This window comes from Vibrio nigripulchritudo, assembly GCF_027924785.1.
Taxonomy (GTDB): domain Bacteria; phylum Pseudomonadota; class Gammaproteobacteria; order Enterobacterales; family Vibrionaceae; genus Vibrio; species Vibrio nigripulchritudo.
The window spans coordinates 499,917-512,858 of record NZ_AP027049.1 but is presented as its reverse complement, the minus strand read 5'-3'; the positions used below and the strand labels follow the sequence as shown (position 1 = coordinate 512,858).

The 12,942-nt window shown below is 47.7% G+C and carries 10 protein-coding genes; 1 reads left to right on the top strand and 9 read right to left on the bottom strand.

The annotated features are described in order from the left end of the window. Positions 1 to 134: 134 nt before the first annotated feature. Positions 135 to 1,478 carry a metalloprotease PmbA gene (gene pmbA, locus QMG91_RS02555; RefSeq protein WP_281828682.1) on the bottom strand — a complete coding sequence of 448 codons (1,344 nt, stop codon included), beginning with the start codon at positions 1,476 to 1,478 and terminating at the stop codon, positions 135 to 137. Between the two features lie 121 nt (positions 1,479 to 1,599). Here pmbA and yjgA point away from each other — a divergent pair, with 121 nt between their 5' ends. Next, positions 1,600 to 2,127: a ribosome biogenesis factor YjgA gene (gene yjgA / locus QMG91_RS02550; RefSeq protein ID WP_281828680.1), complete on the top strand. Its 528-nt coding sequence runs from the start codon at positions 1,600 to 1,602 to the stop codon at positions 2,125 to 2,127. A 63-nt stretch (positions 2,128 to 2,190) separates the two neighbouring features. Here yjgA and tldD read toward each other — a convergent pair whose 3' ends face one another. Genes tldD through QMG91_RS02510 form a run of 8 tightly spaced genes read right to left on the bottom strand, consistent with a single transcriptional unit; the run spans position 2,191 to position 12,889 of the window. Then, entirely contained in the window at positions 2,191 to 3,636 is a 1,446-nt protein-coding gene (gene tldD, locus QMG91_RS02545) for a metalloprotease TldD (protein ID WP_022613270.1), read from the bottom strand. After that, positions 3,633 to 4,460, bottom strand: coding sequence for a carbon-nitrogen hydrolase family protein (locus tag QMG91_RS02540; RefSeq protein ID WP_281828678.1), 828 nt, complete (start codon positions 4,458 to 4,460; stop codon positions 3,633 to 3,635). The genes tldD and QMG91_RS02540 overlap by 4 nt, the downstream gene beginning before the upstream one ends. A gap of 27 nt (positions 4,461 to 4,487) precedes the next feature. Further along, positions 4,488 to 8,351: a YhdP family protein gene (locus tag QMG91_RS02535; RefSeq protein WP_281828676.1), complete on the bottom strand. Its 3,864-nt coding sequence runs from the start codon at positions 8,349 to 8,351 to the stop codon at positions 4,488 to 4,490. Between the two features lie 11 nt (positions 8,352 to 8,362). Next, positions 8,363 to 9,832, bottom strand: a complete 1,470-nt coding sequence (rng, locus tag QMG91_RS02530; protein ID WP_004405113.1) for a ribonuclease G — start codon at positions 9,830 to 9,832, stop codon at positions 8,363 to 8,365. A 19-nt stretch (positions 9,833 to 9,851) separates the two neighbouring features. Next, entirely contained in the window at positions 9,852 to 10,424 is a 573-nt protein-coding gene (locus tag QMG91_RS02525; RefSeq protein WP_281828672.1) for a Maf family protein, read from the bottom strand. A gap of 17 nt (positions 10,425 to 10,441) precedes the next feature. Next, positions 10,442 to 10,930, bottom strand: a complete 489-nt coding sequence (gene mreD, locus QMG91_RS02520; RefSeq protein ID WP_004405115.1) for a rod shape-determining protein MreD — start codon at positions 10,928 to 10,930, stop codon at positions 10,442 to 10,444. Next, the gene (gene mreC, locus QMG91_RS02515; RefSeq protein WP_281828670.1) at positions 10,920 to 11,813 is read right to left on the bottom strand and encodes a rod shape-determining protein MreC; all 894 of its coding nucleotides are present in this window, start codon (positions 11,811 to 11,813) and stop codon (positions 10,920 to 10,922) included. Before mreC ends, mreD begins: the two co-directional genes overlap by 11 nt. A gap of 32 nt (positions 11,814 to 11,845) precedes the next feature. Beyond that, positions 11,846 to 12,889 (bottom strand): rod shape-determining protein, encoded by a 1,044-nt coding sequence (locus QMG91_RS02510; RefSeq protein ID WP_004405117.1) that lies wholly within the window; start codon positions 12,887 to 12,889, stop codon positions 11,846 to 11,848. Between the last annotated feature and the right edge of the window lie 53 nt (positions 12,890 to 12,942).

The following is a 12,942-nucleotide window of genomic DNA, read 5'->3' as shown; positions in this document are numbered from 1 at the left end:
TATATCACATACATTGATTTTTGTGAGATGGGTTTATGCTCTCGCTGCCTTACTGACTGGTCCAAAAAGTGTGCTACATAAACAACAAAGCGCCGTACAGTGCGGCGCTTTGTTACAACGATAAACGGTTACTCTTACTCACCCGCGACTTTCATAGACTCGATCAGAATTGAGCCGGTCTGAATTTGTGAACGCGTTTCAACGTCGTCTCCCACAGCCACTATCTGCTGGAACATATCCGTTAAGTTACCGGCGATCGTTACTTCTGAAACAGGGTATTTGATTTCACCATTTTCAACGTAGAAACCGGCTGCACCACGAGAATAATCACCCGTAACTGTGTTAACCCCCTGCCCCATCAACTCAGTAACTAAGAAGCCTGTCCCTAGCTCTTTCAACATGGCTTCGAAGCTTTGACCTGTAGACTGAACAAACCAGTTATGAATACCACCCGCGTGACCGGTTGGTGTCATATCCATTTTACGAGCGGCATAACTCGTCAATAGATAAGTAGAAAGTACACCATCAGTAATGATTTGCTTATCTTGCGTAAACACGCCCTCGTTATCAAACGGGCTAGACGCCAGACCACGTAGTACGTGAGGTTTCTCCTGAATATTGAACCATGAAGGCAGGATTTGGTCGCCCAGCTTGTCTAACAAGAAAGAAGATTTGCGATATAGGTTGCCGCCGCTAATCGCCATCACGAGATGACCGATAAGCCCTGTCGCTACATCTGCAGCAAACATCACAGGCATTTTCCCGGTAGGCAATCTTTGTGCATCTAAACGACTGATGGTCTTTTCTGCGGCTTTTAGCCCCACAGTTTCAGGTGACCACAAATCCTGTTTACGGCGAGATACGGTGTAGCTGTAATCTCGTTCCATATCGCCGTTTTCACCAGCACCAATCACGCAACAGCTGATACTGTGTCGGCTCGAAGGATAACTCGCTAACAAACCGTGGCTATTACCGTAAACCTTCAAACCATAGTGGCTGTCGTAGCTTGCACCATCGCTTTGCTTAATTTTGTCACTGAACGCCAGCGCTGCTTTTTCTGCCGCAATAGCGAGCTCCGCAGCCTGATCGGGTTCAGGTTCATCTGGGTGGAAAAGATCGAGATCGGGAATGTCCTTAACCATCAGTTCTTTCGGAGCAGGACCTGCGCAAGGATCTTCAGAGGTGTAGTTCGCAATGTCTAACGCCGCCATCACTGTTTGGTGGATGGCTTTTTCGCTCAAATCTGATGTAGAAGCACTGCCTTTACGTTGCCCACGATAAACCGTTATACCTAATGCACCGTCACTATTGAACTCGACGTTTTCAACTTCACACATACGTGTGGAAACGCTGATACCTGTGCTTTTGCTAATGGCGACTTCAGCCGCATCCGCAGTACCTGTTGCGATGTCTAACGCTTTGCTGACCGCTTTTTCCAATTCCAACGTCTGTTGGGCGATTTGCTGTTTTACGTCCATACCGAAATAACTGTGTTTTAAGGGATTATTAATTAAGGATAACAAGGTTTTCGCTTTCGCCCCATAATTCTTGTTAAAATAAGCGACAATTGAACATCGATATTGAAATAGGCAAGCAGAAATGGCACGTAAAAACCAAAAAGCGCCGTGGGAAAAGGAAGAAGAAATCATCTGGGTGAGTAAGACCGAGATGAAACAGGATATGGAAGCTCTGCAAAAGCTGGGGGAAGAGCTGGTTGAGTTGAAACCCGCTGTCTTAGACAAGTTTCCATTGAATGAAGATTTGCGTGATGCAATCGCCGATGCACAGCGCTTCAAAAACGAAGCGAGGCGCCGTCAGCTTCAGTACATTGGCAAACTGATGAGAACTGAAGATCCTGAGCCAATTCAGGCGGCACTCGATAAGGTGCGCAATAAACACTCTCAGGCTACGGCTGAACTGCATAAACTAGAACAGCTGCGTGATCGTGTTATCGAAGAGGGAGACAGCGCTATTGCCGATGTGATTGAGCTATACCCAGCAGCTGATCGTCAAAGATTGCGCCAGTTAGCGCGACAGGCGAAGAAAGAAAAACAGGGTAATAAACCACCCAAGGCATTCAGAGAGATTTTTCAAACTCTGAAAGCACTTCATGATGATGAGCTATAAACCATAGCTCTCATGCTCAAAAAAAGCTGCCAGTGGCAGCTTTTTTAATATCTGATTTAAGGTTTATTCCGTTCCACCTACAGTGATGGAATCCAGCTTAAGCGTTGGCTGACCAACGCCTACTGGTACACTCTGACCCGCTTTGCCACATACGCCAACACCGCGATCCAGCGCTAGATCATTACCAACCATAGACACCTGCTGCATGGCTTCAATGCCTGAGCCAATTAAGGTAGCACCTTTCACAGGGCGAGTAATCTTACCATCTTCAATTAAGTATGCTTCTGATGTCGAGAATACAAACTTACCTGAGGTAATATCGACCTGACCACCACCAAAGTTAGGTGCATAAAGACCGTTTTTAACTGTTGAAATGATTTCTTCCGGTGAGTGTTCGCCAGCCAGCATATAAGTGTTGGTCATGCGTGGCATTGGTAGATGTGCATAGGACTCACGACGACCATTACCTGTCGGTGCAACGCCCATCAAATGTGCGTTGTGCTTGTCCTGCATGTAGCCTTTCAGCACACCATTTTCGATGAGTGTGTTGTACTTACCCGTTACGCCTTCATCGTCAATATTCAGAGAGCCGCGAAGATCAGGCAAAGTACCATCGTCCACTATGGTGCAGTGTTTAGATGTGACTTGCTCACCTACTTTACCGGAGAAGACAGAAGAGCCTTTACGGTTAAAATCACCTTCCAGACCATGACCAACCGCTTCGTGCAGAAGCACACCCGGCCAACCTGCACCAAGTACCACTGGCATAGTGCCGGCAGGAGCAGCATCAGCTTCTAGGTTGACTATTGCCTGACGAATGGCTTCATCAGCAAATTCAAACGCTTTTTTACGTCCGTTTTCTTCCTGTAGGAAAAACTCGTAGCCATAGCGACCACCGCCGCCCGAGCTACCGCGCTCACGTCTGTCGCCTTTTTTCGCCAGCACACTGATGGACAAGCGAACAAGAGGACGAATATCCCCCGCGTAAGTACCATCGGTCGCCGCAACCAGCATTTGCTCATAAACGCCACTCAGACTCACCGACACTTCTTGCACCAAAGGCTCTTTAGTTCGGATGTAAGCGTCTAATTGCTTTAACAATTCTATTTTTTGCTGCTTTTCCAAGCTTTCCAGAGGGTTAGTTGACTGATAAATTTCTGGAGCTTGGTTACGTGAAAAAGCTTTAACCTGACCATTTTGTCCCTGCCCAGCAATGCCTCTTGCCGCAATCGCACTCTGCTTAAGCCCGGTAAGGTCAATCTGATCTGAATATGCGAAACCCGTTTTTTCTCCGGTTATCGCCCTAACACCAACGCCGCGGTCAATGTTGAAAGAACCATCTTTGATGATACTGTCTTCCAAAACCAGCGACTCGTGCCAGCTCGACTGAAAATACAGGTCAGCATAATCAATGTCTCGGCTGGCAATGATGCCCAAGGTTTCTGTCAGGTCTTGTTCTGTCAGCCCGGTTGGTGCCAGAAGCTCTTGTTCGATTTGGTTGATTGTCATTTGATTGGCTCTTTCTTTAGTTCGCTCCTGAACCGATTGTGTTCAGTTAGCGGCATGTTCTTTCTGATTGTGGCGACCTGTTCTAAATCCAGATCAACCAATAAGGTTTTGGCGTCCTGTTCAAGTGATGCGATGACTTCACCCCATGGGTCAATTACCATGGAATGTCCCCAGGTTTCACGACCACAATTGTGTGTCCCGCCCTGATTCACCGCTATGATGAAGCACTGATTCTCAATGGCTCGGGCGCGCAATAGCGTTTCCCAGTGGGCTTTCCCCGTGACCGCAGTAAATGCAGCGGGAACCAATATGACATCAGCCCCACCAAGACGCAGTTCATTAAACAGTGCAGGAAATCTTAAGTCATAACAAATTGTTAGACCAAGTGTAGCAGAGGGCAACTTAAGTAGCGAAATCTTGTTACCGTAAGTAAAGGTATCCGACTCACGGTAACTGCCTTGCTTGTCCTCTACATCCACGTCAAATAGATGCAGTTTGTCGTAATGAGCAGCAAGCTCTCCCTCGGGTGAGTAAATAAGCGTAGTGGTCGACACACCATTTTCCTGCCGAACAGGAAAGCTCCCAAGGTGTAACCATATCCGGTGCAATTTTGCCAACGCCTGGAACTCGGATTGAAGCTCGCCTTCACCCAGCTCCTCTGCGACGGAGTGATAATCTGTACGCCGACCAAATACCAGTGCATTTTCTGGTGTAGAGATAAGCTCAGCCCCCTGTACTGCAAGGGTTTCGACACCTTCACGAATGTATTGGAGGTTCTCCTTCGGTTTCGCACTGGAGGTCATTTGAATCATACCAATACGCATCGTCACTCCTTCTTTGCACAATTGAGGTTATTCCGCCTTTTCAGGTACTTGATACTGCCCTTTGCTTCTGGAAATCTCCGTAACATTCGGGTTATCTAACGGACCTTTGACCGCGTAATTCACTTTTGTGAAAACATCAACCACTGGTGACAACGCAGTGGTAATGGCAAATACGTAAATCGCTGTCTGCGGTGCAACCGCAAAGGCGGTGAGTACTGGAATACCAGACGTAAGATCAGGCACAAACTCCACTTCAGCATCCACGATTTGTGTCTCTAAATTGGCTAAGCCTTTTATGCTCATGCGACCCGCAACGGCATCCATTTCGATATCATTAGTCACAAAAATACCGTTCTTCACTTCGCCCGAACCGGTAATGCTATTGAACGCCATCCCTTTATCAAACACGTCGCTGAAGTCGAGCTGCATTTTACGGATGATGGAGTCCAGACTGAACAAGCCAAGTAATCGGGCGGCACCACTCACGTCTGAAATGATCCCTTTCCCAAGCTTAGAAGATATGCGCCCATTTACGGTGCTCATTTGCGGAGACCAAGGCGCTCCACTCCATTCAAGATCCGATTCCATATCAAATGGCGCTTTCTGGATCCCTGATGTGATACCGAATCGCTCCATCACTTCAGTATTATTCTTGCCAGACATCGACATAGTGAATTTAGAGCGGCTGTCGGATTCGTTCAGCCTCCACCAGCCCGATGCTTTGAACTTGTTATCACCACTGGAGAAAGAGATGTTTTTCCACTCCAGTCTGTCACCCTGACGCAGGAAATCCACGTTTACTTTACCGATCTTATAGCCTTGCAACCAAAAATCATTGATAGCCAGAGTCAGGTTAGGTACAGCATCATGAAAAGCACGGTCAAAAGGCGTGATCAATGGCTGAGGTTTCTCATCATCCAGTGCAAGGGGTTTTGGCTCATCGGTCTCTTCCAGCCCAGGGATATAAAGCTGAAGCCTGTCTAGTGAAACCGTTAAATCATAAGGTTCTAGATAGCTGGCCTGCCCGGAGATCTCTGCGCTTTCGACCTCCATTTTCCAGCCAAGCCTCTTCCTGCGCGCTTCAAAGTTGAAATCGTTCCACTCAACCGTAGCAAGAGTCAGGGACTTACTTTCTACTTTTACAACGTCTGGAACCGGAATTTCAGGTACGTCCAGTTCACTCACTAAGGGCTGAGGTCCTGTTACTGGCCCCAGGAACAGTTCCAGCCACTGATCTAAATCGAACTCATCGCGTCGAATGACCGCACTATGACCGGAGATCGGGCTAACCCGAAACGCACCACGCCCGACCACCAATCGAGACGCGTCAAACTTTGGCATGTCCTCAGTGATATCAATTTCAGCCTGATACTTAAACTCTGGCAACTGAAGACGTGCTGAAATGGTTTCCTGATTTCCAGAAGCCTGCAAGCGAGCGGATGCTTTTTCTCCCAATGCTTTCCCCAGAGGCTCCGGATACTGGCTGGTAATAAACTGCGCGTCCGCATTAACATCAACCTGATAGGTAAAACCAACATCATTGATTTGTAGATCGACATCCATCGTCCATGGCGCATGCCCTTGTACACGTTTCAGCCAGGTTTCACCCACATAAGTTTTTAATGGCTGAACATCCCAGTCACCGACAACATCTATGCCTACTGCGTAGTTTTTCCCCTGCGTCTGACCATTAAAGTCAAGCGAGACAGGTTGCCCAAGCAAATCGGCAGAGAGTCCGGACGAGCGAACCACATCATTATCAAATTCAATGCGACCCGACGCGTTGCTCAATGTCATTGATGGTGTTTCAATTTCGACCTGATTATCCGGCAACCTTGCCCAGCCCCAAGCTCTTGTGTCGCTGCCATCAAAAGGTATCTTGAGTCTGAAATCTGCGTTGACCTCACCTTTAACCTGAACGGCGGTTAACGCAGCCCCCACCGAATCGACAAGTGGTGTCGCCATCATGTAATCGCGAACAGCGTCACCTTCACCGTTGGCGATAGCTTCAATTTCAATGTGACCATCTTCGGCAAGTTCTGGAATCCGCCCTGTAATGCGAGTCGCTTTTACGTCCATCAACGTGGCACTGCGCGAGTCCAGATACATGGCATCGTTTTGGAAAAGTAGATCCAGTTGAAGGTTTTTTAGAGGCGGCCAGGCAGTGTCGAAGCTGAATTGTGATTCTTTAAGATTCACCAGTGCCTGAAACATGCCGTCGTTATTTTGATATGGGAATTGCCCCAAGCTTCCGTACCACAGTAATTTGGAGGTCGAAGCCTTACCCCCCTGAATCGCCGTCGATAGATAATCGGTCAGCTCCGTACCTAACGCCAGTGTAGGCAAATAGCGCCATGTCTCGCCCGCGTTGAACACGTCGGTTTCGGCGTAAATTGAAAGGAACGAACTGCCTTCATCCGGTACATCGAGTTTAAACGCACCTAGCACCTGCATGTCTGGTGTGGCGGCGGTGACTTTATCTGCCCAGAGGCTCCAGCCATTTTCGCCATTTTTCCAGGCTATATCGACCTGTGCCTGACGAATTCGAAGAGGAGCCTGAAATACATCACCATACGGCAGTTCATCATCAATCAGTGAAACACGAGCGTTTATCTGCTCTAGTGAGCCTGAGATATCTGCTGCCAAATGATGAACCTCGGGAAGAAGTTCCCACTGCTTCATGGCACCGTCTTGTAACTTCCCTGAAAATTTCAGGCTGGATAACGACTCCCCCATAGAAACGCGAATGTCTTCTATTCTTCCACCCAGCTCAACGGTTTCCAGCCAGTCATTGAGTTTTTCAGACTCAGGCATTAGGTGAGTGAAAGGAGTTAAAGTGACAATATCCACTTCTGACACATTCAGTTGCCAGACGTTTGTATCAAATTTGAAGACAGCATCCAGCTCTGGCCATGGCGTATCATCGGTTCTTAATTTGAGTGAGTGAGCATTCACTTGCCACCCGTTTTCAGCCGGTATCATGTTAATGATGCCGTGCTCAATCAGCAGGCTGTGCTCAGACTCTTTATTCCAGCTCACTTCACTGGGCAGTAATTCAACATAGGCATTGCTTGGGCGACCGTCTTTCAATGACAGCCAGGAATTAAAACTGGCATGACCTTCAAGGATCCCTACTTTATCTTTCAGGTACTGAGTCAGCCACGGCGTCACCTGTAGGTTTTCCGCGCCAACAAAAAAATCACCATTGATGCGAGTTAAATCCGCGGTTTCCTCAAAGTTGGCTTTTACCGTCAAACTGTTGATGTTTTCATCTGCAATACCAATCACGCCGTCAGCCCGATGGCGTTGGTTACGGTTTTGCCATTTCAGGTGCTCGATTTCCAGCGTTCGAAATTCCCCAGTAAAGGTCTGGTAAGCGATATTGGAATTGGCGATAGAGAAGTCATTAAGCTGTCTGAGCAGCAGGTGCTCTATATCTTTCAGAACTTGCTCGGATGAGGAGTTCTCTGTTGCAGGTGTTCCTACCGCCTGACCGGACTCTTTCAGCCATTTGATATGACTGATATCGAGGCTCAATCCATCGATACGCAATGTCGAAACAACGGGCGTCAGGTAGCGAAGAGAAGCAAACAGATCCAGTTCAACTTCTGCGTGCTGAATGGTGATCTGAGTTTTTTCTTCATCAGGAAGAATGGCTTTGAGGTTTTCGAGCGCAATGAATGGATGAGTGTTTTTCCAGTAACCGCTGACGGTATCGCTCTGGAACTCAATCCCCGTGGTTTGCGAAACCCAGGATTCAATATCGTTTTGGTATTTATCTAACCGAGGAAGTGACACACGCAAAACAGTAACGGTGATCGCAAGGATCACCATTACACTAACTAAACTCCAAATGAGTGTGCGCCAAAGTAAAGATGGCTTAAACTTCACTGCTGCTCCATTTACATCATCACGACATCAAACTGTTCTTGGACATACAGTGGCTCAGGTTGAATCTTCACTTCCTTACCGATAAAGACTTCGAGCTCAGCCAGCGCGTGAGACTCTTCACCCATTAGGGTATCTGACACTGCCGGAGAAGCATACACCACAAATTTGTCGGCATCGTAAGCTCGGTTGACTCGAGTAACTTCGCGCAATATTTCGTAGCACACCGACTCAACGGTCTTCACTGAACCTCGTCCTTTGCAGGTTGGACACTCAGAACAGAGAACATGTTCAATACTTTCTCGTGTGCGTTTGCGCGTCATTTCAACCAGACCTAAATGCGTAAACCCGTTGATGTTGGTTTTCACACGGTCAAGCGACAACGCCATTTCCAGCGAAGCAAGCACTCGCTTGCGATGTTCATCTGACAACATATCGATAAAGTCGATAATGATGATTCCGCCAAGATTACGCAAGCGAAGCTGTCTGGCTATGGCCTGAGTGGCTTCAATGTTGGTGTTGAATATGGTCTCTTCGAGATTTCTACGGCCTACGAATGCCCCTGTATTGATATCAATCGTCGTCATTGCTTCTGTCTGATCGATAATAAGGTAGCCACCAGACTTAAGCTCGACTTTTCGATCTAATGAACGCTGGATCTCATTCTCGGTATCGTACATGTCGAAAATCGGCTTATCGCCTTCGTACAACTTCAGCTTTTCGTGCAGCTCTGGTACGAATTCAGACACGAACTCTCTGAGGTTCTCGTACACTAAGCGGGAATCAATCTGAATACTGTCCAGCTCTGTACCGACAAAGTCACGAAGAATACGGTGCGCCAGCCCCAACTCTCCGTAAAGCATAGAGCGAGTTTTGTATTTCTTACGGCGCTCTATTACTTTGCTCCACAGGCGCTTTAGAAAGGCTGCATCTTGTGAAAGCTCCTGCTCGTCTGCTCCTTCCGCAGCCGTTCGGATAATAAATCCGCCATGCTCATCGCAATAATCAGCAACCGTTTTTTTCAGTCGGTCGCGCTCTGTTTCACTTTCAATGCGCTGAGAAACACCGACGTGACTTGCTCCGGGCATGAACACAAGATAGCGGGAAGGTAAAGTGATGTCGGTAGTAAGACGTGCGCCTTTGGTGCCCAAAGGGTCTTTCACCACCTGGACGACAATGTCCTGCCCCTGACGGACAAGCTCTGAGATGTCTCTGACCTGAAATTGCTGCTTTTCGTTTTCGGCAACACATTCCGTATGAGGAACAATGTCTGAGGCATGAAGAAACGCGGCTTTATCAAGACCAATGTCCACAAATGCTGCCTGCATCCCTGGTAATACCCGGCTCACTCGCCCTTTGTATATGTTGCCAACAATGCCTCGTTTCGATTCTCGTTCAATATGAACTTCTTGTAAGATGCCACCTACAATCATCGCTACCCGAGTTTCGCTCGGAGTAACGTTTATTAACAACTCTGCACTCATTCGTGTGCCTCAAATTAAATTAGAAAAATTTGTGCAAGAGCTGGTCAGTTTCCATTAAAGGCAACCCCATCACTGCGTGGTAACTGCCTTCGATGCGAGAGACGAACTTCCCTCCAATCCCCTGAATTCCATAACTGCCAGCTTTACCGCATGGTTCACCTGTTTCCCAGTAACTTTTTATTTCTTGTTCTGATAGGGGTTTAAACCACACGCTTGTTTCAATTAGTTTTGACTCGTTTCGAGTTTTGTCCATTACGGTCACTGCCGTAAGTACCTGGTGGCGTCTGTCTGACATTCTGCTTAACATTGCGACTGAATGTTCTAAGTCATCGGGTTTTTCCAACACGTCACCATCAATGACAACGATGGTATCGGAACCCAGCACCACACCCGAGTTATCCGTTAGCTCGAACCCTGCCTGCGCTTTTTCTTTTGCAAGACGTTGAACGTACTGCTCCGCCGTCTCGTTACTCTGTTTTTCTTCAACAATGTCTGGAGAAACGGTATCAAACGTATACCCCAGCAGACCAAGCAGTTCTTTTCTTCTTGGTGAGCTTGAAGCTAAGGTTAACCTGCGCGATTGCTGAGACATATCTTTTTCCTTATCAATTATCGAATATGCCAATGGCGTCTCACTCGACGCAACAATAAGAATATCCAAGGCCACAAGATACAGTTCACCAGTGCCGCCCAAAGGGAAAGTGGGTTAAAGGTGACATCCTGAATTAAGTATTCACCGAAAAACTCCAGTAGATCGGCCAGAATAGTCAACAATCCAATGATGATGGCCTGTTGCCATAACGCCATATTCCGCAATACGAGGAAGTTAAGCGCCACGAGGTACACGGTGATGGACATCATCATACCGCGAATGCCCAAAGTGGAACCCAATAGCAGATCCCAAATGAGACCAAGAACTAGCGCTGTACCCACATTCACTCTGTGTGGCAGGGCAAGAACCCAGTAGAAAACGATCAGCAACAGCCAGGCAGGTCTGAATATTTCGAACATTCCCGGCCATGGAATAGCCTGAAACACAAGAGCAATCAGAAAGGTTGCCCAAATGACCATGCGCCCTTGAAGAACACTATTCGCCATTGTTGTTCACCTCGTCTTTTGCTTCTTCGTTTTCAGTGTCTAAAGATTGTTCTTTTTGCCTTTCTTCGCTTGGCCATACGAGCAGTAAGTAGCGCAGCCTGTCGAATGCCACTACAGGTTCAGCTGTGATGGTAGCGAAAGGTCTGCGGTTGTCTTTCTCCACTGAAGTTACGTAACCCACTGGGTAGCCTTCCGGATAACGCCTGCCCAGACCAGAGGTCACAAGCAAGTCGCCCTCTTCAATCTCTGTGCTACTAGGGATGTGTTCAATCTGAATGGAATTGATACTGCCATTACCTGATGCAATCACTCGAATGTCGTTTCGCACCACTTGAACCGGGATGGAGCTGTTTGTATCCGTGACCAACAGCACACGAGCATTGTGCGCGGCAACAAAAGTCACCTGACCTACAATGCCTTTTTCGTTGATGACTGGCTGCCCAACGTAAACACCGTCTATCTGACCTTTGTCGATAACCACCTGATGTCGGTATGGAGACGAGTCCACGGCCATCACCTCGGTGACCACCTTTTTCTCATCACGGACAAACGGTGACCCAAGCAATTTTCTCAGGCGCTGGTTTTCTTCCCGGTATTGATCGAGCAGTGTGAGATTACTTTTCAGGCGCAACACTTCGAGCTTCAAAGCCTGATTTGACGTTAGCAGAGTTTCACGGGTGTTCACGCGCTCATACATACCGTCGAACATGGTTCGAGGTAGGTTTGCTAAGTACTGAATAGGGGCGACCGAGCTGTTTAATAAATAGCGTACGCTTGAGAATGTGTCTAAACGACTATCAGCCAGCATAAGGCTGGCTGATAGAATGACAGCAAAAAACAGACGCAGTTGCAGGGATGGTCCCCTGCCGAATATCGGTTTCATCGCTGTTTACCAGAAGTTAAAAGCTGCAAAGCTTACTCTTCGCTAAACAGATCGCCACCGTGCATGTCGATCATTTCCAGCGCCTTACCACCGCCGCGTGCTACACACGTTAATGGCTCTTCTGCTACAACGACTGGGATACCCGTTTCTTCTGTCAGTAGTCGATCTAGGTCTTTAAGGAGAGCACCACCACCGGTCAAAACCATTCCGTTTTCTGAAATGTCAGAAGCCAATTCTGGTGGGCACTGTTCCAGAGCAACCATCACAGCTGACACAATACCTGTTAAAGGTTCTTGTAAGGCTTCCAGAATCTCATTCGAGTTTAGTGTGAAGCTACGAGGCACCCCTTCTGCAAGGTTGCGACCACGAACTTCGATTTCCTCAACCTCATCACCTGGGTAAGCAGAACCGATTTCGTGTTTGATTTTCTCGGCGGTTGCTTCACCAATCAAGCTACCGTAGTTTCGGCGCACATAGTTGATCACGGCTTCATCGAAGCGGTCACCACCGATACGAACGGATGAAGAGTAAACCACACCATTCAGTGAGATAACGGCAACTTCTGTCGTACCGCCGCCGATATCAACCACCATAGAACCGGTTGGCTCAGAGACGCGAAGACCAGCACCGATTGCTGCCGCCATTGGCTCATCAATCAGATACACTTCACGTGCGCCTGCACCCAAAGCCGATTCACGAATTGCTCGGCGCTCTACCTGAGTCGAACCGCATGGAACACAAACAAGCACACGTGGGCTTGGTTTTAAAACGCTGTTGTCATGCACTTGTTTGATGAAGTGCTGAAGCATTTTTTCTGTTACATAGAAGTCTGCGATAACGCCGTCTTTCATTGGGCGAATGGCAGAAATGTTACCAGGAGTACGACCTAACATTTGTTTGGCTTCGTGCCCTACAGCGGCGACACTTTTTGCACTTCCCGCGCGGTCTTGTCGAATAGCAACTACTGAGGGTTCATCAAGAACAATGCCTTGACCTTTTACGTAGATAAGAGTGTTGGCTGTACCTAAATCGATAGAGAGATCGTTTGAAAACATGCCACGAAGTTTTTTAAACATATTCTTCGTTCATCCTGCAAGCATTAAGAAGACATAAAATTGCACTAAATGTA